Genomic DNA, 24,328 nt, shown 5'->3' with positions numbered 1-24,328 from the left:
GTGCGGCCGGGCTCGTTGACGTGCACGTGGGTGTCCACGAGGCCGGGGATGAGGGTTTCGTCCTCGGCGAGCTCGATGATTTCGGTGCCGGAGAGCCCGTTGCCGAGGGGTTCGATCGCGACGATCACGCCGTTGCGGATGCCGACTTCTCGGGCGGTGATGCCGGCGGTGGTGAGGATGCGCTGGCCGCGGATGACCAGGTCAAACGGGCCGTGTGCTGTGGTGGTTTCTTCAGACATGGAGTTGCTCCTTGGTCTCGGTTCGCGCTGCGTCATGGATGGGTGCCGCTTTTTCAGAGAGGCGCACGCCGATGTGCTGACCCAATTCTTCAAGCAGCGGCCCTGCTTCAGCTATACATTTCTCTACATTGGATTCGAGTTCGGTCAATGCGTGGACCGACTCGAAACCGGACTCCGAAAGTTGTTCCGGGCTCAGCGTACTGCGGCCGCAGACGGCAATCACAGGGATCCCCGAACGCGCCGCCGCCCGGGCCACGCCCATGGGCGTTTTGCCGAGCAGGCTCTGCTCGTCGAGGCTGCCTTCGCCGGTGATCACCAGATCCGCGCCGGCCAGCCGCTGCTCGAGTTCAGTGAATTCGAGGACGACGTCGATGCCCGGCCTGCGTGCCGCGCCCAGCGCCGCGATGGCAATGTAGCCGACGCCCCCTGCCGCACCAGCGCCCGGAGCCTGTGCGGCGTCCTGGGCTTCGCGGCCGATCTCGCTGGCGAGGACCTGGATGAAGTGGGCCAAGGCGGCGTCGAGCGTGGCGACGTCGTCCGGCGTCGCGCCCTTCTGTGGTCCGAAGATCGCGGCGGCGCCGGTGCGGCCCAAAAGGGGATTGTCGACGTCGGAGGCCAGGACAAACTCGGTGACCTCCAAACGGACGTCGAAGTTCGAGAAGTCGATCCGGTCCAGCCGGGCCAACGCGGCCCCGCCGCCCGGGAGTTCGTTGCCGTCGGCGTCGAGGAGGGCTGCGCCGAGGCCTTGCAGGACACCGGCGCCGCCGTCGGTGTTGGCGCTGCCGCCGACGCCGAGGATGATGTGCCGGCAGCCCAGGTCCAGGGCGGCGCGGATGAGTTCCCCGGTGCCCTGGCTTGTGGAGCTCTTGGCGGTTTCGGAGTTTGGCGCGCTGCCATCGCCGAAGCCAGGCAGCACCGCGAGACCGGAGGCCGCCGCCATTTCGATGACGGCCTCCGTGCCGCGGACGGCGAATTCGGCCGTGATCGGCTGGCCTGTAGAGCCGGTGACCGTGGTGCTCCGGCGGGTGAAGCCGGAGCCGACGGCGGCATCGAGAGTCCCTTCGCCGCCGTCGGCCACAGGAATGAGCGTGGTTTCAAAGCCCTCACCCGGGCGGCTGGCGGCATAACCGGCGAGCAGTCCGGCGCTCAGGCGGCTGGCGACCTCGGGGGCTGACAGCGATCCCTTGAACTTGTCCGGGGCTATGACCACACGCATTCCGTACCTCCTTCAGTACTTACTAGTCCAGCAGGGCGATGATCGCCGTGGGGGCGTCCTCGCCGCGCTCGGCCAGGTCTTCGAACTCGTTTACGCCGTTGATTTCAACGCCCATGGAGATGTTGGTGATCTTTTCCAGGATCACTTCGACCACCACGGGAACCTTGAATTCGTCCATGAGTGCCTTGGCCTTGTCGAAGGCGGCGGGCAGGTCTGACGGGTTTTCCACGCGGACGGCCTTGCAGCCCAGGCCTTCGGCAACCTTGATGTGGTCCACGCCGTAGCCGTTTGTTTCCGGGGAGTTGATGTTCTCGAACGCCAGGGACACGTTCTGTTCCATGTTGAAGCCGCGCTGCGACTGGCGGATCAGGCCCAGGTACGAGTTGTTCACCACCACGTGGATGTACGGCAGGTTGAACTGTGCGCCCACGGCCAGCTCTTCGATCATGAACTGGAAGTCGTAGTCACCGGACAGGGCAACAACGGTCTCGTCCGGCTTGCCGCGGACAACGCCCAGGGCGGCAGGACATGTCCATCCCAGCGGGCCGGCCTGGCCGGCGTTGATCCACTTGCGCGGGCCAAAGACGTGCAGCAACTGCGCGCCGGCGATCTGCGAGAGGCCAATCGTGGACACGTAGGTGGTGTCCTTGCCGAAGGCCTTGTTCATCTCTTCGTACACGCGCTGCGGCTTGATCGGCACGTTCTCGAAGTGGGTCTTGCGCTGCAGGGAACCCTTGCGCGCTGTGCACTCGGCAACCCACCCGGAGTAGTCCGGCAGGGACTTGGCTGCCTGGCGCTCGCGTGCCAGCTCGATCAGCCCGTCCAGTGCCGCACCGGCGTCGGACGCGATGCCGAAGTCCGGCGAGAACACGCGGCCGATCTGCGTGGGCTCGATGTCGATGTGCACGAACTTGCGGCCGGCAGTGTAGGTGTCCAGGCCGCCGGTGTGGCGGTTGGCCCAGCGGTTGCCGATGCCGATCACGAAGTCCGAGGCCAGCATGGTCTCGTTGCCGTAGCGGTGCGAGGTCTGCAGGCCCACCATGCCAGCCATCAGGACGTGGTCGTCCGGGATGGCGCCCCAGCCCATCAGGGTGGGGATGACCGGAACGTTGAGCAGTTCGGCCAGTTCAACCAGCTGGGCGGAGGCGCCGGCGTTGATGATGCCGCCACCGGCAACGATCAGCGGGCGCTCGGCTGCGGTGAGCATGTCCAGCGCCTTTTCCAGCTGCTTGCGGCTGGCCTTCGGCTTCTCGACGGCGATGGGCTCGTAAGCGTCGATGTCGAACTCGATCTCGGCCATCTGGACGTCGAACGGCAGATCCAGTAGGACCGGGCCGGGACGGCCGGAGCGCATCAGCTGGAAGGCCTTCTGGAAGGCTCCGGGAACCTGGCCCGGTTCCAGGATGGTCATGGCCATCTTGGTGACAGGCTTGGCGATGGACTCGATGTCCACGGCCTGGAAGTCTTCCTTGTGCAGCTTGGCAACGGGCGCCTGGCCGGTGATGCAAAGCATGGGGATGGAATCTGCCCAGGCGGCGTACAGGCCGGTGATCATGTCCGTTCCTGCGGGGCCCGAGGTGCCGATGCAGATACCGATGTTTCCATCCGCTGCACGGGAGTAGCCGTCAGCCATGTGGCTGGCGCCTTCAACGTGGCGGGCCAGCGTGTGGCGGATGCCGCCGTGTGCCCGCATCGCGGAATAGAAGGGGTTGATTGCCGCGCCTGGCAGGCCGAACGCCTCGATGGCGCCTTCCTTTGCCAAGATGGCGACGGCTGCGTCTACAGTGCGCATCTTCGTCATGGTGTGCTCCTTGAAAAGTCTGTTTTGGATGTACTGAGCGAGCCGCCGTCGTACTTCACGACGGCGGTTGCCCGGTTTTGCTTGTTTCCGGCCTGTCGCCGGGATGCTTTACTTGCGGCCGGCTTTACTTGCGACCGGAGAGCTGGAGGACCTGCTTGAAGAGTCCGGAGTGGTCGAGGCCGCCGTCGCCCTGGTTGACGGTGGCGGCGACGAGCTGTGCGACGACCGCGCCGAGCGGGACTGCGACGTTGGCTTCGCGGGCTGCGGAGGTGACGATGCCGAGGTCCTTGTGGTGGAGGGCCAGGCGGAAGCCAGGCTCGAAGTTGCGGTCGAGCATCTTCTGGCCCTTCTGGTCGAGGACCTTGGAGCCGGCCAAACCGCCGCCGAGGACCTTGAGGGCTGCGTCGGTGTCCACGCCGTAGGCCTCAAGGAAGGCGATGGCCTCGCCGAGGACCTCGATATTGACGGCCACGATCAGCTGGTTGGCTGCCTTGACGGTCTGGCCGGAGCCGGAGGGGCCGACGTGGACGATCGTCTTGCCGACCGCGGTGAGGACCGGCTGGGCTGCTTCGAAGTCGGCTGCGTCGCCGCCAACCATGATGGAGAGGACGGCGTCGATGGCGCCCTGTTCGCCACCGGAGACCGGGGCGTCGAGCGGGCGGATGCCGGCTGCGACGGCGTCTGCCGAGAGGCGGGCGGCGACGTCCGGTCGGATGCTGCTCGCGTCGATCCAGAGGGTGCCCTTCTTCGCGTTCGCGAAGACACCGTCCGGGCCGCTCACGACACCCTCGACGTCGGGGGAGTCCGGCACCATGGTGATGACGACGTCGGCGTCCTTGACGGCGTCGGCGATGCTCGTGGCACCCTTGCCGCCTTCGGAGACGAGCTTGTCGATCTTGTCCTGGCTGCGGTTGAAACCGGTGACAGTGTGGCCAGCCTTGACCAGGTTGATGGCCATGGGGAGGCCCATGATTCCGAGTCCGATAACTGCAACGTTGCTCATGATTTTCCTTACTGAAGTCTTTGTTTTAGCTCAGGTGTGCTGGACCCAACTAGCTCGCAGTTGATGTCGTTTTGAGGGCTCTAAACGACATCAACTGCTACTCAGTTGGGCGGTTGGGGTTTGCTAGTGGGAGGTAGCGCGCTGGCGGATGGCCCAGCTGAAGGCCGTTTCCTGCGGTTCCTTGTATTCGAGGCCGATGTAGCCGGCGTAGCCGAGTTCGCGGCTCCGGGCGATCCATTCGCCGAGGGGAAGCTCACCGGTTCCGGGAGCCCCGCGGCCGGGGTTGTCGGCGATCTGGATGTGGCCGAAGTCCTTGGCGTGGTTCTCAATGACGGCTGCGACATCGTCCCCGTTGACTGCAAGGTGGTAGAAATCGGCGAGTAGCTTGACGTTCTCTGCGCCGGATTCTTCCTTGACGCGGGCGATCACCTTGAGGGCGTCGGCGGCCTTGAGGAGCGGGTACTTGGGAGCGCCGCTGACGGGCTCGAGGAGGACGATGCCGCCGATCCGTGCGACGCCTTCTGCGGCGCTGGCCAGGTTTTCGGCGCCGATGGCGTCCTGCTTCTCGGCCGACTCGCCGTCCACGCGGTTGCCGTAGAGGGCGTTGAAAGCCTTACAGCCGAGGCGCTCGCCGATACCTGCGACAACGTCGATGTTGTCCAGGAACTCGGAAGAGCGGGCGGGCCAGGAAACCAGGCCGCGGTCGCCGCCGGGCATGTTGCCGGCGTTGAAGTTCAAGCCGGTGAGCTGAACGCCAGCGTCCTTGATGGCGTTCTCGAACTTCGTGGTTTCCGCGTCCGTGGGGACCGAGGTGTCGAAGGGCCACCAGAATTCGACGGCGTCAAAGCCGGCAGCCTTCGCGGCCGCGGGGCGCTCGAGCAGGGGCAGCTCCGTCAGGAGGATGGAGCAGTTCACTGTGTACGTCATCGTAGGTGTCCTTCCGGGGGAGGGCTTGGGATCTATCTTCCGCTTGGCTCTTGGCTACTTGCTTCAATCGTCTTGGCAAGTTTCCGCTTTGTGGAATTTAGATTCTGCTTTATGAAAAGTTTAGGGAAGGTGGGGGTGGGAGTCAAGGGGGATCTGGAAAGGAGGGGGCTTGGGATACCAAGCTGGCCTGAGTTGGCTGAGACTCGCTTCAACAAGGCCCTACGTCGGGTGCGCGTACAGCCCCTGAATGGCTCCGTGGGTGCGGGGGCAGATGAGGTCCGATTCGAACTCGGCGACCATGGCGAAGCGTTGAAGGGGTACCGGCGGCGGGCTCGCTGGGGTCGCGGATTGAGCTGTCGGGGGGGCATCAGGGGTCTCGCCGTAGGTGGAACAGCAGGAACGTTGCGTTCGTTTTCGAGGTTCTTGATCCGCATTGCTTCCGGTAGCCACCAAGGAAATTCGCGCTTTCTATCTAAGTGTTGCCTCGCCAACGGCTAGGTGTGCCAGGTTTGACCACCTAATTTTGTCGGCTGTTGCACCTAATTCGCAGCCCCAAGCACCTAGTCACCGTTTCCCGACCTTAGTCTTCCTGCACGGGTTCCGAATTTGGAGCTTATCCGCAGAAGACAATGGGGGATTCATGGAAAAGCGCATTGTGATTGCTCGGAAAGCCTTGGCTGCAACATCGGCCTTGGCCATTGCCATCATCGGATTAGCGGCGTCGTCCCCGGCGGCGAACGCGTCGTCCGCCCGAGATCAAAACCCTCTGGAGCAAGTTCTGGCGTCTCGGCCCTTCGAGGGCGCACAGAGCCAATCGTCACCTGGAGCTCCGTCCGAAGCTAAAACCCAGAAGGTCGAGTTCGGCGACGGCGGTTCGATGAGCATTGTCGCAGCCAGCGGTCAGAAACTCACGGTACAGCCGGCGTCGATACCGCAGCAGAAGGCTGTGAAACAGTCGAAAGGCAATGTGAAGGCTGCAACAGTGTCCGTGGACAGACACCACGCATACGTTTTTGCCCAGCGAGGCGATGAATCTGGCGCCGGTTTCGTCGTGATCAACAACGAATCCGCGGCCCGCTCGTTCGGCTTTGATTCACCTTTGATGGCCGACCCGCGGAAGATGTGGTTGCAAGCGATGGATCAGCGGTGGTGATGGACGGCAGCGGGCGGGTGGTCAACCACATTGCTGCCCCTTAGGCCCGCGATGCCGCCGGAAAACCAGTTCCGACGAAGTACACCTCGTCGGGGAACCGGCTCATCCAGCACCTTGATTTCGAAAAGAAGACAATGTTCCCTGTCGTAGCGGATCCTCAATTCAGCTGGGTTGGGATCTTCCCAGTCGTGGAATTCAATAAGGCCGAAACTGCGCAATCACGGCTAGCCTCCGGCGTCCTCTACGTCTGCAAACACCTCGCCTTTGGGTCTCCGGTTGGCTTGAGTGCCTGTGCCGCGTCTGCTGTGCAAATCGCGATTCAAGCGACAATTGCGCACGCCAGGGGCGCATGCATTCGTCTCGCGCCCGCTCCGAGCGGGGCTATGGCGTTCCGCTATACAGGCGGCTATTGCCGGTGACGGCGGCAATCAGAGAGGAAGGACATGCTCCACTACTTAGATGAGCTCATGACGGCAATGAACGCGACCCCGGGCCGACGCTGGTTCAACATCGCCAGTGCGGTGCTCATAGTCGTGATATTTGGGACACTCGCCAGAGTTGGCGTGTCGAGCTGGATTATCGTTCCGGCTCTTTGCATCGAATTCGTGTGCCACGGAGCCCTCGTTAATTCTTGGGCCCGAAAAGACGCCCTCGAAGCATATAGACAAAGTGAACGAGCAAGCGAACCCTAGTTTCCGCCCAAGTGGCCGTCGCTGACTTCCTAGTGACGGCCGCTTGGACCCCTGCCCGCGAGAAAGATTCGGATGGTGATCGAAACGTCAACTATCCGCGGGACGGCAACCGTGTTTGTTCTGGCGTGCAGCAGCAAATCCGTCAATCGTCTCTAGGCGTCGGCAATGGGAAGTTTGCGAGCGGCCTGCAAATTCTCACGTATGCGCCTGCTGGCGGTAACCGGATAGCCGATATCCATCCGCGCCCTCGTAGTGCGTCGTCTGCGTAAGTGCGCTTACTGAGGTGACGCACTGAAGCGGCAGATTTAGGTGTCGCCTGAGGGCCTGATGTGCGTTTACGACGCCGCCCGAGGAGGTAAATCACCGCTCACAGTCCCGTTGTCGAGCGTTCGTTTCTGAGGAGTCTCGGCTCCTAACCCACAACCAACCGCCGTCGTAAGCTCACAATCCCCAGCCCCAGCCCCACCGCAGCCGTCACCCCGAGAACCGCAAGGTCACGGCCCAGGTTGTCTGTTGACTGGTAGAAGATGGCGGCTTCCAAGGCATCCACCCCGTAAAACGTCGGAGTGAAGTGCGCGATGGCTTGGATCCAATCTGGCAGGAACGCGGCCACGCTGATTCCTCCGCTGAGGAAGAACAGGTAGATCGACAGGTTGATTCCGGCCCCAGCCACAGCTGAGAAGCGGCGCAGCGCACCTCCAAGTGCGGTACCAAGGCCGGCCGCCGCTAGTGCGATCAGTCCGATCGCTGCCAGCGCCGGGAGCCAATACCAACCGGCAGGCCGGAGAACCCCAAAGGCGAACGACAAGACCAGCACCACTGCCGCGACGAGCATCGTGGTCACCCAGCATGCAATGATCTTCCCAGCGATCAGCGTTCCGCGGCCGATCGGTGAGAGGAGCAGAGCCTTGATGGTCAGGTCCTCAAACTCCCGGGCCGCGGCCAGCCCACCGTTGACGATACCCATGATGGTGAGCAGCAGCACCAGGATGGGCACAAGCTGGAACTGGACCAGATCGACGTCGTGCGCCCTCAGATCAGACTCGGACACGCCAACCATGATCGGCGTGTCTGGCTGGCCCTCATAAAATTCAGTGATGGCGGCCGGCACCGAGCGGCGCAAGTCGTTGGTGAAGTCCAGATTCAGGTTGTTGATCTGGACGCTCACGGGGTCGGGCCGGTGTGCCTGGTAATCGTCGTCGAACGAGGCCGGGATGGTGATGACTGCCGCAACCTGGAGCGTGTCCAGCAGATGAGTGGCCTCAACCGGATCGGCCCGCTGGATGCGGAACGCATCCGAGTTCTCAAGGATCGAAACGAGCCGCTGAGCCTGCGGACCGCTATCCTCGACCACCAGCGCCACCGGGTTCCGGCCCACGGCACCGGCCACAACGAAGATGATCAGCAGGAACGCGAGCGGCGGTAGAAGGCTCGCCAGAATCGCCGACGGCGTGCGGAACCATGTCAGGATGTCTTTGGCCGCAATGGCGAGTACCGCCCGTCGCGCCGCCATCAGTGCGCGCCCATCATTGCCTCGCCCCTCGCCGACCGAAGACGAATGCAGCCAGCGCAACGGCTGTCAGGGCGAAGGCTGCGAGCACGATCGCGTCGACGGTCAGGCCCTGTGGAGCGGTCTGGTATCCGTGGAAGGCATGCTGGAAAGCTGCGATCGCATAGGTGAGGGGCGACGCCGCGGCGATCGCGCCCGGGATGGCGCCCAGCCAGTTCGCCGGCCCGAACGGCCCGCTCAAGAAGAACAGGGGAAGCACGGCGGCGATCGACAGGGGGATCGCCTGCTGTCGCCGGCGGACCAGCGTCCCGAGCAGGACGCCAAGAGCGAGGAACGCCGCCAGTATCAGCAGGCCAAAGCCAAGGACTTCAAAGGGATGGAGCGGTTGTACGCCGATCAGGAAGACGACGACGGCGAGTAGCAGCAGCGCGGACGCCCCCGCGAGGGCGGCGGCACCGAGAACCTTGCCCACCCCGATGGTCAGGCGGCTGACTGGGGCCAATGCCAGTTCCTTGATGGTTCCTAGTTCGTAGTCCCGCGCGGTGTTGACGCTGCCCTGCAGTTGGGACGCGAGCATGAGACCGGCCACCATGATGCTCACGGCAAGGTAGGGGATGTAGCCGGTGTCCTGGACTTGCACGTCGGACTCGCGGGCGGTCACCACCACCTGTTCCGGGAAGGCGTCGGCGTAAAAGGACGATATCGAGAGCGGAACGGCACGCCGAATGTCGTTGGTGAAGTCGACGTTCAGGTTGTTGACCTCCACGGGAATGTCGATCCGCGCTTTGGCGGCCAGGGCGGCGTCGAACTCCTGCGGCACGGTGACTACAGCCACAATGGTGCCGGAGTGGATCTCGCGCTCCGCGTCAGCGGAGGAAGCCGTGTGGATGATGAACGACGACGAATTGCCCATGGCCTGGACGAACTGCTGTGCGAGGGGTCCCTGGTCATTCATCACGACGGCGATCGGTGCCTGCCCGCCGCTCAGGGCGAAGAGAAGGAAGAGCAGCAAGAAGTTGATCGGAATCAGGATCCCGATGATGGCGAAGACTGGTTCGCGAAGGGTAAGCCGGATGTCCGCGGAGGCCACAGCCCGTACGACGCGGAGGTTGTGGCGAAGGCTCATTCCCTGAGCTCCTTACCGGTCAGGCTCAGGAAGACCTCGTCCAAGCTTGGCTCGCGGCTCTGGATCTCCTCAAGGCTCGTCACTCCGATCACTTCCGTGACGACCTTTCCGGTGACGTCGGCACCGCCTTCCACCGTGACCTTCAGCGAACTGTCGGAGGCGATCACCGAAACCACGCCGGGGAGCGCGCGGACTTTACGGACGACGTCGTCCCCGGGCGCCGGACGCGTGCGCATCTCAAGCACTGTGTCACCGAAACTGCGCCGCAGCTTGGCCGGCGAATCGAGCGCCACCAGCCGACCGCGATCGATGATGGCGAGCCGATCGCACAGGGCGTTGGCTTCCTCAAGGTAGTTGCTGGTGATGAGTACCGTGGTGCCGCCATCCTTTAGCTCCAGAATGCGGTCCCAGAGTGCGTGCCGGCTCTGCACGTCCACTCCAAGGGTCGGCTCGTCGAAATAGAGTAGTTCCGGTTCGTGGAGCATTGCCCGGACCAGGGCCAGCCGCCGCTTCATGCCACCGGAGAAAGTGGAGACGCGGCTCTTCCGACGCTCCTGAAGCTGCGCCAGCTCAAGGAGCGCTGTGATCTTCTCGTCGAGGCCCTTCCGGGGCACGTCGAAGAGATCAGCATGAAACCGCAGGTTGGCCTCGGCCGAAAGCTCCTCGTAGAGCGCATTCTCCTGGGGCACCGTTCCAAGCGAGCGCCGGATCCTTCGCGGCTCTGCCAGCACATCGATGCCGAGGACCGTGATCGCACCGGAGTTCGGGCGGCTCAAGCCGCTGATCATGTCGATGGTGGTGGTCTTGCCGGACCCGTTGGGTCCGAGGAGGCCGAAGATCTCGCCGCGCTCCACCGTCAGGCTGAGATCGTCGACGGCGGTGAACGAACCGAACCTTTTGGTGAGGCCGATGAGTTCTATGGCCGTGTCCGTCATGCCGCGCCTCCGTGTTGTTCGCGCGGGGAAGCGTGGGCCAAGGCTGGCATTCGATCACTCCCGGCGATATGGCGGGTCACGGCTCCATGATGCGACTGCCGCGGGCAATACACAAGGAGTAGAGGGTTCGTGGTGCTTCACCCGTGCCCACCCGCCGCCAACCCCACCCCCACAGCCTCAACAAAAGCATCTGTCTCAGCTGACCTCCGGCTCTTCAGCCACAGCGCCGACGTCCGCCACGCCAAAGGATCCCCAAGCAACGGCCGCCAAACCACACCGGAAGGCAACGGGGTCCAGGGTTCCTCGTTGAAGTGCACGCCCCGGCCGGCCAGGATCAGCCCGTGCGTGAAGTGTTGGTTCCGTGCATGAACGATGGCCGCGGGCAGATAACCAGCGTCGCGGCACGTCTCAAGGAACGAGTCGTACAGTGGTGGAGCCATGTGCCGGGGAAAGATGATCAAGGGATTCCCGGAGAGGTCACCCAACCGCACAGCATCCACACCAGCCAACGGATGCGAAGCGTTCAGCACCACACCCAGCGGCTTCGAATACACGGCCCCCGACTCAAAGCCAACAGCGCTCAAAGGGTGACGGACCACCGCGACGTCCAGTTCGCCGTCGCGCAGTCTCTCCACTTGCTCAACGGTGGTGAGTTCGTGCAGGTTCAGCAGCACGTCGGGCGCCGCATCACCAAATGCGGCAACCATCGCCGAAAGCGCCCGAGGGTTGGTGTCCGGCGGCACCGCGACGTGCAGGACCCCCGAAGCTCCGGGCCGGATCCGCCGCATCGACTCCTGGGCCATGGCCACATGATCCAAAACCCCACGAGCATGCTCCAACAACAAAGCCCCGGCTTCGGATAGCTCCACTCCCGTCCGCCGTCGATGAAAGAGCTGTACCCCGAGTTCCTTTTCGAGGTCCTTGATCCGCTGCGAAAGCGGTGGCTGCGCCATGTGCAAACGCTGCGCCGCGCGGCCGAAATGAAGCTCTTCACTGAGCACCACAAAGTACCTGAGATGGTGGAGGTCCATACCGCACCATACCAGTTTGGTATCAAGGCGAGTGGAAATTGATGTTAGACCCGTCACATTCCACAGTGGTCTGATGGATGCAATCCCCGCAGCATCCACGGAAGGAAACCCCAATGTCCCAGGACGTCCTCTTCGAGCAAGTCGGCTCAACAGCCATCATCACCCTCAACCGCCCCGAGAAACTCAATGCCTGGACCGAGTCCATGCGCAACGAGCTCATCGGCCACTTGGAAGGCCTCAAAGACAACACGGACATCCGCACCGTCATCCTCACCGGCAGCGGCCGGGCCTTCTGTGCCGGGCAAGATCTCGCTGAAACCGCGTCGATGAACCCCGAGGACCATGCCTCCGCCGAGGCCTGGATCGACGGCTTCGACCGCCTGTACCGGGCCGTCCGCAACCTCGACCAGATCACCATCGCCGCCGTCAACGGCGTCGCGGCCGGCTCCGGGTTCCAGTATGCCCTCCTCGCCGACCTGCGCGTCGGCGACTCCAAAATCCGCATGGGCCAGCCCGAAGTCCTCTCCGGCATCCCCAGCATCACCGGAATCTGGGCGATGTGGAGCATCCTGGGCAAGTCCAAGACCTCCCAGTTCGTCCTCACCGGCGAACTTGTGGATGCCGGCGAAGCGCAGCGTCTCGGCTTGCTGAACTACCTGGCCGACGACGGCGGTGTGCTGGATTACGCGAAGGAACTCGCCTCACGTTTGAGCCTCCTGCCTCCGGGCGCGGTCCGCTTGACCAAGAACCGGCTCCGCAGCCTCGAGGAAGAGGACCTCAGCGACGCCATGGCCGAAGCAAAGCGCGTTCACCGCGAGGCCTACGGAACCGGGGAACCACAGCGCGAAATGGCCCGTTTCCTCACCGGCCGCGGACGCTGAGGGAGCGCGAAGTGACCGTGACAACGCAAGACCGCTACCCGGACATGCTCGCTTCCCACCGCTGGGAGGTGCCGGAGTTCTACAACATGGCCGCCGACGTCGCCGATCGTCACCCACGCGGCAAGCGCGCGCTCATCCTCGAGTCCGCCGTCGAGGGCCACCGCGACATCGGCTGGGGTGAAATCCAGGACCGTTCCCGGCAAATCGCGGCCACCCTCGAAGCTGCAGGAATCAAGAAGGGCGACCGCGTCGCCGTTCTCCTTCCTCAGCGGGCAGATACCCCGGCCACCTATCTCGGCGTGCTGCGGACCGGCGCCATCCTGGTCACCATGTCCCTGCTTTGGGCCGCGGAACCCATCCGCTTCCGGCTCGAGGACAGCGGTGCGGCCGCGATCATCGCCGAGGACTCGGCCAGGGGCCTCTTCGAAGGCTTCACCGGAACGTTCATCGACGTCGACGACCCCGCCATCGCCGATCGCCCGGCGGTCTTCCAGGACGTGCCCACCAAAGCCGACGACCCCGCCCTCATCTTCTATACCTCGGGCACCACGGGAAGGGCCAAAGGAATCGTCCACGCCCACCGGACGTTGCTGGGCCATAACGAGTTCGAATACTGCCACCGCCTCGGCGACAGTGACGTCTTCTACGGCGCGGGGGATTGGGCTTGGTCCTTGGCCAAGCTCATGGGACCGCTCCGGGCCGGTGCCACCCACTTGGTGTTCCGGCCCGCCGGAGGCTTCGACCCGGCGTCGTTGTTGGACAGCCTGAGCCGCAATAGGGTCACCAGCGCGCTGGTCAACCCGACGTTTCTGCGCAAGATGCGGGAGGACGTGCCCGACGCCGGCACCCGCTTCCCGCTGTACCTGCGGACAGTTTGTTCTTCCAACGAGCCGCTGACGCCGGACCTCATTGATTGGTTCCGAAACCAGTTTGGCGTCACGTTGATGGATTACTACGGCTCCACCGAGTCCTACCCTTTGCTGGGCAACTTCCCTGGTGTCCCGGTCAAACCGGGATCCATGGGCAGGCCGCTCCCCGGCTGGGAGGTGGCGCTGCTGGATGAGAATGAGAACGAAGTGCCCGTCGGGGAGACCGGTGAAATCTGCCTCAGGTCCCGATCGAACCCGCAGTTCCCCTTGGGATACTGGAATATGCCCGATGCTTCGGCCGCCGCGTTCGGCGGCGACTGGTACCACACCAAGGACCAGGCTTACGCTGACCATGACGGCTACTTCTGGTTCCTCGGCCGGAGCGACGACGTCATCAAGACATCGGGCTACCGGGTGGGGCCGTACGAACTGGAAGCGGTCATCAGGGAACTCGATCCCGTCAGGGATGTATCAGTGACGGGAGTGCCGGATGAACTCCGGGGCCAGTCCATCAAGGCGTGGGTGGAATTGATGCCGGGCCACAGGGGCGACGCCGAATTGAGCGAGTCGATCGTGTCCCACGTCAAGGCGAACTTCTCCCGCTTCGCGTATCCGCGCTCTATTGAATACGTCACCGCGTTGCCGAAATCGGCCACCGGAAAAGTCCAAAGGGCACAGCTCCGCGCACTTCCCCACTCTTCACCTTCCGACCCCCACGAAGGACAAGCGTCATGAACACCCTCATCGAGAACCCAGCAGAGACTGACTCTTCCCCGCGCCGGAGCCTCAAGCGCGTAGCCGCGGCAGCCGCCGTGGGGAACTTCGTGGAGTGGTTCGACTCGGCGGCATACGCCGTGATGTCGGTGACCATCGCGAAGCTTTTCTTCCCGGACTATTCGACGACGGCGTCCCTCCTGGCCGTGTGGGCGATCTTCGCCGGCGGCTTCATCGCGAGGCCGCTCGGGGCGGCGTTCTTCGGCCGTTACGGCGACCGGATTGGCCGCAACAAGATGCTCGGCCTGTGCGTGGTGATCATGAGCGCTGCGACGTTCTGCATTGGCATTCTGCCGACGTTTGCGGTGATCGGCGTATGGGCTCCGGTCCTGTTGTTCGTGTTCCGGGCCGTGCAGGGGTTCACCACCGGCGGCGAGTACACGGGCTCCTCGGCGTTCATTGTTGAATACGCTCCGGCGGGAAAGCGCGCCACTTACGCCAGCATCATCCCGGTAACCGTGGGCCTGGCTTCGGTGGCCGGGGCATTGCTCGGCGCAGCCATCACCGCGAATCTCAGCTCGGGTGACTTGCAAGCGTGGGGTTGGCGAATCCCGTTCCTCCTCGCTGCGCCGCTAGGCCTGATCGGGCTGTACATCAGGTCTCGCGTGGACGACACTCCAGTGTTCCGCGGTTTGGAAAACAAAGGCAAGGTGGCCAAGCGGCCCCTGGGCGACGCAGTCAGGCTCTGCGCGCGGCAAATCTTTACGCTGTTCGGCTACAGCATCACCAACGCAGTGGCGTACTACCTGATGAGCAGCTACATGATCGCCTACATGACCTCGAGCCTGCACTACTCAAGCACGGACTCGATGATCACCAGCGTCATCACTATGCTCGTCTACACCGCGGTCTGCCCTTTGGCTGCGCGGGCAAGTGACCGATTTGGCCGGAAACGGATGCTCTTGGTGTCCTGCATCGGCTTCGTGGTCATGACGATTCCGGCATTCTCCATCATGCCGCTGGGACTCGGATTCGCGATTGTCGGGACGAGTATCCTGGGCGCCCTGGTGGCTGTGATCGGAACGTCCAACGTGCCGGCACTTGTCGAGATGTTCCCGTCGTCGGTGCGGGCGTCCGGCTCGGCGATCGGCTACACCTTGGCCTACGTCCTGTTTGGCGGGACCGCACCGTTTGTGGCCACCGGGTTGGTTGCGGGCTTCGGTACCCCGCTGGCGCCGGCCTTCTACCTGATGGGCGTTGCGGTGGTCTCCGCGGTCGTCGTGATCCTGTTCTTCCGCGAGACGAAGGGACTGTCTCTGTCGCGGACCACCGTGCTGTAGCTTTCCCGCTCAAAGCCCCGGCCGCCTAGTCAATTGACGAGGCGGCCGGGGCTTTGAAGTCGGGGCTTTGCGGCCGTGCATCGCGCCGCGCTTTTGCCGAGTGTTCCGGGGCGTTGTCCGCCGCCGAAACCGGGCGCCGCATTCTTCGGGCGACTGAGGACCTGTTCACGGAGGAGCCCCTCGCCGACCTCACCCTCAACGCCGTGGCCGAGCGGACGGGAGTTACTGTCCAAACCTCGGGCAGGGTGTCCGGGAGGCGCGGCGCGGCTCCGGCTGGCGACGTCCGGGCCGCCGTCGAGAACCTGCCGGCAATCGTGAGTAGGTCTTGGACGACCACTCAATCTTGCCGTTTCGGCCACTCAATTTGCTGAAATCACACCCCTAGCGGAGGTAGCGGCGATTAGCGTTTCCGAAGGAGAGGCTCCGACCCGGGATCGAACCAAGAGGTGCTGACATGACGAATAGGCGGTTGCTCGCAATAGCCGCTTGCTGGTTCACGATTTCGTTCATGCTTGGCGCCGCAGCCTTGGTCATCGGACTTGCGCCCGTTCCACTAACGCTATTTCTCGTTGTCCCTCTTAGCTATGTCTTTCCAGTCGTCCGGACCATCTGGGCTAGAAAGCGGGCCCCCCTGAACAGTAGCCGTCTCGCGAGCTGCACTATGAGACTAGTTTCTGCAGGAGAGATCGGCACGAACAGAAGAGCAAATTCGATATTCATATCTGACCAGGAATGCGGCCGGAATTCCAAGGCCGACCGTTAATTGAGAATGGGGAATCGAATGAAAATGGTTAGGAATGTAAGGAAGGCAGTCGCAGCAGGAGCGCTGACAGCACTCATGGCAATTGGGGCCGCGTCGGGAGCGCAGGCCACTAGCGCGTCGGGCACGGCGTATTTTGATAATGGGCAGCCGATCACGGCAAATATGTGGATCCAGCCGGTTTCAAATGGCGGCTGTGGGAGTTTTTCCTCGTCGGCGGTGATGAACGTATCACCTAACTGGATCCGCAACACGACCTCGTTCTACCAGTACGGAGTCGGGTCCATCAGCATCAAAGGTGTCAATGTATCGGGATCGGGAACCAGCAATCCGGCGACACTTCAGTGGACCAACAGTAACGGCGCTCGTGGATCCTATCTGAGTGGCACTGTCTGCATGGGTTGGGGGGCGTTCTACCTAGGTGCGGATGTGGCGGCCACTGCCTACTCCTACGGCAATTTGCGCACTGCTTCCGCGCACGTATGACGAAAAGATCGGCACTGCAGTAATGAAAAGAGGTCTGGGTATATGTCGTCGAAACTTGCAGCACACACGAAGCGTCAAACTATTGGCGGTGCTAATTGTGGCTATGGTCTGCTTGACTGCCTGCAGTGCCGGTCTCTCTGAGCCGGCTAACGATGTTTCTGCCATACAAGAGGACTTGAAGAAGCTCCAGGGAATCAACGGCCTCATAAGGATGCCCGAAGGGGAGGGCCAAGAGCGCGGGGATCTGTACACCACGGCGTTGTACTCCGAGAACCTTGGTTCCTACCTGCTGGCCGCGGACAACGCCTATGGGACTGTCCGTGAAGCACTCGGCGCGCAGTCCACAGCCGACCTGCCGACGCTCTGGTCGGCTCTCAAGTTGATTAGGGCTGCCGGCACAGCTTTGCCTGCCGATTTGGAGGCGAGATTGGCCAATGCCGCGATTCCTCCGAGACAACAGGATGTAGGCGCGGAGATCGCCGCTCTCTGGTTTTGGATCGATATCGGTAGGATGCAAGGCTGGTCTGCGATCGCTGGAAAGTCCTTTGTGGAAGAAGCGCTCGTGCGGCTTAGGGCAATTGACGTCAACTCGATCACGAATAAGCCCTATCTTGTGTGGCGTCTCTTCGATTCCTATTCGGCTCTGCAAAAGCAGAAACCCAGCGAATTGGAACGAACGTTGAAAAACGTGGAATACAAGAAGCTCCCTGGCGACTATGAGTCGACCCTTGACTTTCAAGCCGCTCTTGAAGCGAGAGTAACGCTTGGAAAGGATCTCTTCGTTCCAAACAATGCTAAAGACCATATCGTTGGGCTTCTGGATTCAAGCCAGGTGCATGATGACGCGCTGATCGCCTCAATGCTGCGTTCGCTGGAGTTGCTGAATGCGCAGGCCGAGGTACAACGACTTATCAAGGACCGTATTGCACCCAGAGTCGACCAGGAGACTGGACTTATCCGCTCAGCGTCTCTCGCCAAAGGGTCGGTCCATGGGACGTATCTTGCCGCGAGACTCCTCGACACGAACTTTCCAGAGGCCGCAAGTCAGCGTACCCGAGATGAATTGGAACGGATATTGAGGACGCCCGAAACCGATCTGATCACTCAACTCAAGGCGCTTGTGGCACTTAAGCGCGGCGGCTCCTCATCCTGGGGGAGCTATGGTGCGGTCATCGAGCGGGGGCGGGCAGCGCTTCCGCGTAGCGTCACATTCACAAATCTCAGTGGATACATCGAGTTGGTGGACGTTCTCGTGCAGCTTGAGCCCAGCGTCCGGTTGGGGCGACTTGAAGCTTTCGATGCAGACCCGGGGGTTGAAAACCTACTCTCCAGCGCTCTGATGGCGCTCTCTAACTCCATGTACTTCTCAAACAGCGAAGAAGTGAGATCAATGTTTCCGGCCGTCCAGTCCGCTCTCCCGCGGCTCATCGTTTCACCCAAAGGAAACGGCCTGAACTATTTTCGGGCCTTGACGGCAATGACGAATGCGAGTCGCTCCGGACTTGGGTCAAACGACTTCGACAGGGCGGCCGTGGAACTCCGGACTCTGAAAGGGTGCAAAGAATTCCCGTCCTTGTATCGGATGGAAGCAGCCAAGACGTCACCGTGTAGCCTCTCGCTTTCGGCCGCCATGATCGCCGTCCCGGGTGCCTACGACTTCGGGGAGAACAAATGACCTCGGTATTGCGTCTTGAGAACATCGCCAAGTCTTTTGCAGACGAGCGCGGGAATCGACAATTGGTCCTTCCTGGAGTCAGCCTGAACGTTGAGGAAGGTGAAATCGTTTGGCTGCGGGGTGAGTCAGGTTCGGGGAAGTCAACCGTCCTCAATATCTCCGGACTGCTGTCAACCCCCGATGCCGGCAAGGTATGGATCAACGGTGCTGACAGAACCAAGGCATCGTCCCGAACGGCGAGTCTTGTCCGCTCGAGCGAAATTGGAATGGTGTTTCAGAGCAGCAACCTAATGCCCGAACTTACAGCGTTGGAAAATGTTCTCCTCGCCAGCAGCCAGCCCATGACACGCGCGACGATGACGGCGCACTTGGAACGTTTCGGCCTTTCGGCGGTCGCTGACCGGCAAGCGAAGAGGCTTTCTGGCGGGCAGCAGCAAAGAGTCGCGTTTTGCCGCGCACTGATCAACGAACCTTCACTACTACTAGCAGACGAACCAAGTTCGGGTCTTGACTCGAGAAATACAGAGGCGATCCTTGACGCCATGCGAACGGGCGCCAACGGCGGGTGCGGTGTCCTCGTCGCTTCCCATGACGAAGTCTTCCAGCACGTGGCCCACCGTCAACTTCCCATGAAGGAGTTGCTCTTTGAACAGAAATAGAGTTTTTGCTGCGAGGTCAGTGCGGCTTTCTCTATCGAAATTGAGGCCACTCGCTGTACTGATGAGTCTTGGCATTGCGGTATTCATTTTCGCCGACAGCATCGTTGGGGCCGGCATGAGTTCTTACTCAAACAAGATCACCACCAACTCTGCCCTGAATTATGTTCAGGTAACTTCAGTAGGTCCGGACTCAGCTCGCGAGATCACCGACGACTCGTTGTCCCGGTTTGACCGAATCGATCATGTGGTGGGGTCTTCGGGCTGGGCACAAATTGACCTCGCCATAGAGGATCCTGCGAATTGGCCATCTCCGAACAACCCGGGTGCATTCATGGGTACGCCATTTATCAGCGGTATTACCCCGAAGGTACTGCTCGGAGACGTCTCCAGCGACGGCCCTGGGGAAGGCCAGATCCTGCTCCCGGACAAGGGACAGGGCCAGAAATATGCTCAGCTACTCGGCAAGGAAATGAGCTTCGTATACACGAAGGAAATCGGCCCCGGTAACGGGGAACCCGTTTCCATATCTCTGCGCGTGGCAGGCATCTATGACAACTCGTCGCCGGGTACCGATGGCGCGCAGGCTGCTTACGTATCCAGCAAGTTGCTCAAGTCAACACTCGCCAACGCCCGGCCGGATGGTAAAGGGTTGGTGTATCCCCGAGCATATATTCGCGTTGACTCGGCAGACGAAGTGGTCAATGTACAAAGTCACGTCCGAGCCCTCGGATACTCAGTGAACAGCGTCGCGGGCCAAATCCGGTCCTTGTCAGGCCTCTTTGCGCTTCTGGCCCTTGTCAGCTGGGTGATCGGTGGCTTCCTGATCATCTTCTGCCTCGGGGTTGGAGTGTCTGTTGGTGGCAGTTGGATCAGGCAGAGAGCCCGCGAAGTGGGTCTCCTCAAGGCCATCGGCTGGTCGGGTGCCTCGATAGCCGGGGTTTATATGGTCGAGTTGGCAGCGGTGGGTCTCATCGTTGGCGTGGTGGGAGCGCTCCTGGGGACATTTTGCTCCATCGTAGGAACGGCGGTCTTCAGCGGCCTGCAGCTCGATCTCTTACCGGTGGCTGCGTGGGCAATGCCCAACTGGTTGCTCGTCCTCGGAGCGCTCTTCTGCGTGCCTTTCTTCTTGTGCCTTGGAGCCGTTGGCCACGTCGCAAGACTCGCTCGGCTCGACGCGGATTCCTCGCTGAGGGACCTGTAGCTCCGCCTAGTGCCCCAGACTCCGAGCAAAGCGCGCGACCGCGTTTTCCGCCGTCGGGACCGGTCCGAATATTTCGGCTTGGCGCGAAGTGTCTGCGACGTATTTGCCGGTCTCGAACCAGGCGAGCATGGAGCTCATGTCCTTGACCATTGGGACAAAAGGTCCCATTAGCGCGCCGAGCGCGTGAACCAGCCCGACCGGCATCGAGCGGACGCGGACCTGTCCACCCGCAAAAGTCGAAGCGATGTCGGCGATATCCTGCATGGTGACAGCTCGGTCCCATCCGATGTCGATCCGCTCGCCGTCGGCGATGTCCGCGTCGACCGCGGCGGCGAGGTAGACGGCGAGATCGGAGGTGAGAACGAAGGTCAGCGGGACGGTCTTGGTGCCGAACCACGTGAGGCGCTTCTTCTCGAACGGGTCTCCTCCCATCTGGGTGATCTGGTCGAGAAAAGCGCCGGGGCGAAGGGCGACAAACGGGACACCCAGTTCCTCCAGCTTGTCTTCCGTGAGTTTTTTGTGCCAGAAGTGAGCGACGTTCGGTGTCTGGTCTGAGGTGAGGATGCTGACCAGAATGAATCGCCTGACACTCGTCCGGCTCGCAGCGACGGCGAGGTTGGTGTTACCTGTGGTGTCGATTTCCAAGGCCCGTTTGTCGCGACGGGTGTACCCGGCCGCAGAGGTGATAACGGCGTCGACCCCGGTCATTGCGGCGATGAGGGAGTCAAGGTCGAGCATGTCGCCGCGGGCAATCTCGACACCTTGGGCCTCGAGCTTGCTCGCATCCGATCCTGGCCGCACTAAGGCCCGGACGCTCTTTCCCCTTGCGAGCAGTTCATCGACCACTTTGCCGCCGACGTGGCCGGTGCCGCCGACCACGAGGACCGGTTTGGGTTCAGTCATGGGTACTCCTTCATGAGTGGTTGGTTGGACACAGGCCTCGAAGCGCTGCAGGCAACACGGACTCGGTGGGGTCTCCGAGCTCGATGACAGTGGATGTGTCCAAAATTCCCCGTTCCGGGGTTCCGTGGGTCACAGGATCTCGTCCAAATCTGCCCGGAATGTTTCACTGTCCACGCGCGGCAGGTGCCGGCGGTTGGCGATCAGTTGTTCTGTTTGGCTTCGTCGGCGTACGGGTTGGAGCTCGCCATCCTTCACGATGGCGTAGTCGATCTTCTCGCCTTTCTTGATCCCTACATCCGCTGTGAACTCGGGCACGACCTCAAGCGGATTGAAGACGTCGTAGCCGAGGATCGTTGAGATGAACGGCATGACGAATGCGTTTTTCGTTGCTTCCTCGGTCTGAATAGCCTCGCGCTGCTGACGCACCTTTGCGGCAAGCGCCGAGAGCCGTTCTGCAAATTCCATGTGTCCCCCTTGACCAATCCCGACATTGAGCCAACCGTAGACCAGCGGCAGCAGGAGATCACGGAAGTTGGGCGTGTCTGTTACATGCCAATTAGACGGACAAGCCCCTCCCCAATTTCCCGCCCGATTCCCCGCAACAGTTCCGCCGACAACACAGGATCCTTCGACGAGTCCCGGTCCGTGTAGTCCGCCAGCGTGTAGACGCGCGAGAGCGACATCTCGGACCACCGTTCCTCCGGAAGTAGCGAGCGGCCCGCGACGGCGATAATCGGCCGGCTGCCCGATCGGCGTGCGACGGCGGCAGGCAGCTTTCCTGCGAGGGTCTGCTCATCGATGCTGCCCTCGCCGGTGATGACGACGTCGCAGCTGTCCTTGCGGGTATCGAAGTCAAGCATGTCCAGGAAGTAATCCGCCCCGGATACTTGGGAAGCGCCAAGCAACAGGCACGCGAACCCGATCCCTCCGGCACTTCCGGCGCCGGGACGCTCCGCGAAGGACGCTGCTTTCTCAAACCCACCCGAGGCGAGCACATACACAAAGTGCGTCAGACCGGCGTCGAGCGCTGCGACGTCCGCGAGCGACGCACCCTTCTGCGGACCGAACACCGCAGGCGCACCATCCGGCCCGCACAGCGGGTTGTGCACGTCGCTCGCAACAATCAGTTCCGTCTCAGCCAAACCGGGGAGCAACGTTCCGAGGACGTAACGAACCAGGCCGAGGTTCCTCCCGTTGCCCTCCAAGGATCGGCCGGAAGAATCGAGGAAGCGGAAGCCAAGGGCTGTGAGCATGCCCATTCCTCCGTCGGTGCTGGCGCTGCCGCCGAGCGCCAGCACGATCCGCGCCGGCTTCAACGAAAGCGCAAAGAGAACAGCCTCGCCAAAGCCCCGGCTCGAAGCCTCCATCGCTTCAAGGCGACCGGAAGGAAGGCAACCCAGACCGCAGGTATTGGCGACCTCGACAACTGCCGTGACGCCGTCGAACGCGATACTCGCCCGCACCGGCTGGCCAGTCGGACCCGGAACCACCAAAGCGTGGCGGCCAAAGCCGGAGGCGACGGCGGCATCCACGCTTCCGTCACCTCCATCCGCCAGGGGCAACAGTTCACAGTGGACCGAACCGACGGAACGGAGCCCTGCTGCCACGGCGTCCGCCACCTCGCCGGCAGTGAGGCTGCCTTTGAACTTGTCGGGGGCGATGAGGACGGTCTTCGGAGCGGTTGCGTTACTCATGTCAGATGGACTCCGAATAGGCCCGGCGGCGGTCGGCGGATTGGACGGGTTCGACGGCGGCAGCGTGCTCGAGCGCCGGAACTTCAGGCACCTGAATCGGCTCCACAACTTCGCCGGCGAAGACGCGGCGGACGCGGTCGGCGTCGAGGGTACGGTCCCACCACGCGATGAAGAGCGTGGCGACCGCATTGCCGGTGAAGTTCACCAGGGCGCGGCACTCGGACATGAACTTGTCGATGCCGAAGATGAGCATAATGCCAGCGGCCGGGATAGTGCCGATGGTGGCCAAGGTCGCGGTCAGAGCGATGAAACCACCGCCAGCGACGCCGGCAGCACCTTTGGATGTCAGAAGCATGACGGCGATGAGGCCCAATTGCTGGCCAATGCTCAGGTGCGTGTTGGTGGCTTGCGCGATGTACACGGCGGCGAGGGAAAGGTAGATCGCGGCACCGTCGAGGTTGAAGCTGTAGCCGGTGGGGACAACGAGCCCAACCGTCTCCTTCTTCACCCCTGCGTGCTCGAGTTTCCGCATCAAACCCGGCAGCGCAGGTTCTGCTGTGGAGGTGCCCAAAATGATCAGGTATTCCTCTTTGAAATGCCGGATCATCGTGAAGATGTTCAGCTTCAGGAACGCCATGACGGAGCCGAGGACCACCACCACAAAGAGGATTGAGGTGATGTAAAAGAGCGCGATCAGCCCACCCATGCTGGTCAGTGAGGAGACGCCGTACTTGCCGACCGCGAAAGCCATCGCGCCGAAGGCACCCAGCGGCGCGGCTTTCATGATGAAGCCTAGGATCTTGAACATCACACCGGTGAGCCGCTGCACGCAGTCGAGCACCGGAGCGCCGAGCTTGCCCATCGCGTTCAACGCGATGCCAAAGACCACTGCGATGAAGATGATTTGAAGAATGTCGCCCGCAACGAAGGGCTGGACGATGCTCGTGGGGATGACGTTGGTCAGGAACTGCCACCATTCCTGGTGCGCGCCGGCGTCGATGAGCTTGGCTGCGGCATCGGTGGTCTTGATGGTGCTTGCAGTTGCGTTGACGCCTTCGCCTAGACGGAAGATATTGATAGCCACCAGGCCGAACACCAACGCACAAATGGTGCCGATCTGGAAGTAGGTGAGCGCCTTCAAACCTGTCATTCCGACCTTCTTCAGGTCCGCGACGCTCGCGATTCCGCCGACGATGGTCAGGAAGACGATCGGGCCGATGAGCATCCTCATCGCATTGACGAACGTGGTCCCGATCGGTTCCATGGCGATGCCCGCAGTCGGCGCGAGCCAACCGAGCAGGACGCCAATGAGAATGGCGGTCAGTACCCAGAAATACAGTTGCCGGTACCACGCTGTCTTAACGCGCCGGGTCTTGGGTGCCGGGGCTGCGCCGGCTTTGTTGATGTGGTCCATGATTCCTACCTCATTGTGGAATGTCTCTGGAGAAAGCTGAAGGATACCTCCGCGGCGTACGACGGCGGCCGGCCAGCCGCCGTCGTACGTCACCGGGGG

At 62.2% G+C, this 24,328-nt stretch carries 18 protein-coding genes and 3 pseudogenes; 7 read left to right on the top strand and 14 right to left on the bottom strand.

Annotated features, from left to right (window positions below; translation table 11 throughout):
* The 5 genes and pseudogenes from AC1DLO_RS21820 to AC1DLO_RS21800 form a co-directional block, all read right to left on the bottom strand.
* Positions 1–239: pseudogene (locus AC1DLO_RS21820) on the bottom strand (allantoinase AllB); the annotation flags it as partial.
* The gene (locus AC1DLO_RS21815) at positions 232–1,455 is read right to left on the bottom strand and encodes a glycerate kinase (protein WP_476891766.1); all 1,224 of its coding nucleotides are present in this window, start codon (positions 1,453–1,455) and stop codon (positions 232–234) included. The gene AC1DLO_RS21815 and the pseudogene AC1DLO_RS21820, both read right to left, overlap by 8 nt.
* 22 nt (positions 1,456–1,477) lie before the next feature.
* Complete coding sequence (gcl, locus tag AC1DLO_RS21810) at positions 1,478–3,256, bottom strand: glyoxylate carboligase (RefSeq protein WP_184741897.1); 1,779 nt, start codon at positions 3,254–3,256, stop codon at positions 1,478–1,480.
* A 124-nt stretch (positions 3,257–3,380) separates the two neighbouring features.
* The gene (locus AC1DLO_RS21805) at positions 3,381–4,259 is read right to left on the bottom strand and encodes a 2-hydroxy-3-oxopropionate reductase (RefSeq protein WP_184741896.1); all 879 of its coding nucleotides are present in this window, start codon (positions 4,257–4,259) and stop codon (positions 3,381–3,383) included.
* A gap of 123 nt (positions 4,260–4,382) precedes the next feature.
* Positions 4,383–5,186: a hydroxypyruvate isomerase family protein gene (locus AC1DLO_RS21800; protein ID WP_476891765.1), complete on the bottom strand. Its 804-nt coding sequence runs from the start codon at positions 5,184–5,186 to the stop codon at positions 4,383–4,385.
* 640 nt (positions 5,187–5,826) lie between these two features.
* Here AC1DLO_RS21800 and AC1DLO_RS21795 point away from each other — a divergent pair.
* Entirely contained in the window at positions 5,827–6,339 is a 513-nt protein-coding gene (locus AC1DLO_RS21795; protein ID WP_476914607.1) for a hypothetical protein, read from the top strand.
* 1,104 nt (positions 6,340–7,443) lie between these two features.
* On the opposite strand, the gene AC1DLO_RS21790 is transcribed toward AC1DLO_RS21795, so the two are convergent.
* The 4 genes from AC1DLO_RS21790 to AC1DLO_RS21775 all read right to left on the bottom strand — a co-directional run bounded on the left by AC1DLO_RS21790 (position 7,444) and on the right by AC1DLO_RS21775 (position 11,633).
* Positions 7,444–8,544, bottom strand: a complete 1,101-nt coding sequence (locus tag AC1DLO_RS21790) for an ABC transporter permease (protein WP_476891763.1) — start codon at positions 8,542–8,544, stop codon at positions 7,444–7,446.
* A 13-nt stretch (positions 8,545–8,557) separates the two neighbouring features.
* Positions 8,558–9,667 carry an ABC transporter permease gene (locus AC1DLO_RS21785; protein WP_476891762.1) on the bottom strand — a complete coding sequence of 370 codons (1,110 nt, stop codon included), beginning with the start codon at positions 9,665–9,667 and terminating at the stop codon, positions 8,558–8,560.
* On the bottom strand, positions 9,664–10,602 hold the full coding sequence (locus AC1DLO_RS21780; RefSeq protein WP_476891761.1) for an ABC transporter ATP-binding protein: 939 nt from the start codon (positions 10,600–10,602) through the stop codon (positions 9,664–9,666). The genes AC1DLO_RS21785 and AC1DLO_RS21780 overlap by 4 nt, the downstream gene beginning before the upstream one ends.
* 137 nt (positions 10,603–10,739) lie before the next feature.
* Positions 10,740–11,633, bottom strand: a complete 894-nt coding sequence (locus tag AC1DLO_RS21775) for a LysR family transcriptional regulator (protein WP_476891760.1) — start codon at positions 11,631–11,633, stop codon at positions 10,740–10,742.
* 113 nt (positions 11,634–11,746) lie between these two features.
* On the opposite strand from AC1DLO_RS21775, the gene AC1DLO_RS21770 reads away from it, so the two are divergent.
* The 3 genes from AC1DLO_RS21770 to AC1DLO_RS21760 are packed head-to-tail and all read left to right on the top strand — an operon-like array spanning position 11,747 to position 15,437.
* A complete protein-coding gene (locus AC1DLO_RS21770) occupies positions 11,747–12,514 on the top strand; it encodes an enoyl-CoA hydratase/isomerase family protein (RefSeq protein WP_476891759.1) in 768 nt (255 codons plus the stop codon).
* Between the two features lie 11 nt (positions 12,515–12,525).
* Positions 12,526–14,118 carry an acetate--CoA ligase gene (locus AC1DLO_RS21765; protein WP_476891758.1) on the top strand — a complete coding sequence of 531 codons (1,593 nt, stop codon included), beginning with the start codon at positions 12,526–12,528 and terminating at the stop codon, positions 14,116–14,118.
* Positions 14,115–15,437 (top strand): MFS transporter, encoded by a 1,323-nt coding sequence (locus AC1DLO_RS21760; protein WP_476891757.1) that lies wholly within the window; start codon positions 14,115–14,117, stop codon positions 15,435–15,437. The genes AC1DLO_RS21765 and AC1DLO_RS21760 overlap by 4 nt, the downstream gene beginning before the upstream one ends.
* Before the next feature lie 759 nt (positions 15,438–16,196).
* Here the strand turns inward: AC1DLO_RS21760 and AC1DLO_RS21755 are convergent.
* Entirely contained in the window at positions 16,197–16,451 is a 255-nt protein-coding gene (locus AC1DLO_RS21755; RefSeq protein WP_476891756.1) for a hypothetical protein, read from the bottom strand.
* Positions 16,452–16,858: 407 nt separating this feature from the next.
* Between AC1DLO_RS21755 and AC1DLO_RS21750 the strand changes: the two genes are divergently transcribed.
* The 3 genes and pseudogenes from AC1DLO_RS21750 to AC1DLO_RS21740 all read left to right on the top strand — a co-directional run bounded on the left by AC1DLO_RS21750 (position 16,859) and on the right by AC1DLO_RS21740 (position 20,218).
* Positions 16,859–18,358: a hypothetical protein gene (locus AC1DLO_RS21750; protein ID WP_476891755.1), complete on the top strand. Its 1,500-nt coding sequence runs from the start codon at positions 16,859–16,861 to the stop codon at positions 18,356–18,358.
* A pseudogene (locus tag AC1DLO_RS21745) lies at positions 18,355–18,846 on the top strand (ABC transporter ATP-binding protein); the annotation flags it as partial. The gene AC1DLO_RS21750 and the pseudogene AC1DLO_RS21745, both read left to right, overlap by 4 nt.
* Positions 18,847–19,132: 286 nt before the next feature.
* Positions 19,133–20,218 (top strand): ABC transporter permease, encoded by a 1,086-nt coding sequence (locus AC1DLO_RS21740; RefSeq protein WP_476891754.1) that lies wholly within the window; start codon positions 19,133–19,135, stop codon positions 20,216–20,218.
* A 6-nt stretch (positions 20,219–20,224) separates the two neighbouring features.
* Here AC1DLO_RS21740 and AC1DLO_RS21735 read toward each other — a convergent pair whose 3' ends face one another.
* The 4 genes and pseudogenes from AC1DLO_RS21735 to dctA all read right to left on the bottom strand — a co-directional run bounded on the left by AC1DLO_RS21735 (position 20,225) and on the right by dctA (position 24,229).
* Positions 20,225–21,121, bottom strand: a complete 897-nt coding sequence (locus AC1DLO_RS21735; protein WP_476891753.1) for an NmrA family NAD(P)-binding protein — start codon at positions 21,119–21,121, stop codon at positions 20,225–20,227.
* 234 nt (positions 21,122–21,355) lie between these two features.
* Positions 21,356–21,586, bottom strand: a pseudogene (locus tag AC1DLO_RS21730) (restriction endonuclease); the annotation flags it as partial.
* Positions 21,587–21,666: 80 nt separating this feature from the next.
* A complete protein-coding gene (locus AC1DLO_RS21725; RefSeq protein WP_476891752.1) occupies positions 21,667–22,815 on the bottom strand; it encodes a glycerate kinase in 1,149 nt (382 codons plus the stop codon).
* Between the two features lies 1 nt (position 22,816).
* Positions 22,817–24,229: a C4-dicarboxylate transporter DctA gene (gene dctA / locus AC1DLO_RS21720; RefSeq protein ID WP_476891751.1), complete on the bottom strand. Its 1,413-nt coding sequence runs from the start codon at positions 24,227–24,229 to the stop codon at positions 22,817–22,819.
* Between the last annotated feature and the right edge of the window lie 99 nt (positions 24,230–24,328).

Source organism: Arthrobacter sp. 01T419 (genome assembly GCF_056398865.1).
The sequence above is the reverse complement of the archived record's forward strand: the minus strand, read 5'-3'. Positions and strand labels throughout refer to the sequence as shown.

Bases quoted from the DNA above. Each gene is read 5' to 3' on its own strand.
- AC1DLO_RS21815 (WP_476891766.1), bottom strand. From the start codon at position 1,455: ATGCGTGTGGTCATAGCCCCGGACAAGTTCAAGGGATCGCTGTCAGCC.
- gcl (WP_184741897.1), bottom strand. From the start codon at position 3,256: ATGACGAAGATGCGCACTGTAGACGCAGCCGTCGCCATCTTGGCAAAG.
- AC1DLO_RS21805 (WP_184741896.1), bottom strand. From the start codon at position 4,259: ATGAGCAACGTTGCAGTTATCGGACTCGGAATCATGGGCCTCCCCATG.
- AC1DLO_RS21800 (WP_476891765.1), bottom strand. From the start codon at position 5,186: ATGACGTACACAGTGAACTGCTCCATCCTCCTGACGGAGCTGCCCCTG.
- AC1DLO_RS21795 (WP_476914607.1), top strand. From the start codon at position 5,827: ATGGAAAAGCGCATTGTGATTGCTCGGAAAGCCTTGGCTGCAACATCG.
- AC1DLO_RS21790 (WP_476891763.1), bottom strand. From the start codon at position 8,544: ATGGCGGCGCGACGGGCGGTACTCGCCATTGCGGCCAAAGACATCCTG.
- AC1DLO_RS21785 (WP_476891762.1), bottom strand. From the start codon at position 9,667: ATGAGCCTTCGCCACAACCTCCGCGTCGTACGGGCTGTGGCCTCCGCG.
- AC1DLO_RS21780 (WP_476891761.1), bottom strand. From the start codon at position 10,602: ATGACGGACACGGCCATAGAACTCATCGGCCTCACCAAAAGGTTCGGT.
- AC1DLO_RS21775 (WP_476891760.1), bottom strand. From the start codon at position 11,633: ATGGACCTCCACCATCTCAGGTACTTTGTGGTGCTCAGTGAAGAGCTT.
- AC1DLO_RS21770 (WP_476891759.1), top strand. From the start codon at position 11,747: ATGTCCCAGGACGTCCTCTTCGAGCAAGTCGGCTCAACAGCCATCATC.
- AC1DLO_RS21760 (WP_476891757.1), top strand. From the start codon at position 14,115: ATGAACACCCTCATCGAGAACCCAGCAGAGACTGACTCTTCCCCGCGC.
- AC1DLO_RS21740 (WP_476891754.1), top strand. From the start codon at position 19,133: ATGAGTTCTTACTCAAACAAGATCACCACCAACTCTGCCCTGAATTAT.
- AC1DLO_RS21735 (WP_476891753.1), bottom strand. From the start codon at position 21,121: ATGACTGAACCCAAACCGGTCCTCGTGGTCGGCGGCACCGGCCACGTC.
- AC1DLO_RS21725 (WP_476891752.1), bottom strand. From the start codon at position 22,815: ATGAGTAACGCAACCGCTCCGAAGACCGTCCTCATCGCCCCCGACAAG.
- dctA (WP_476891751.1), bottom strand. From the start codon at position 24,229: ATGGACCACATCAACAAAGCCGGCGCAGCCCCGGCACCCAAGACCCGG.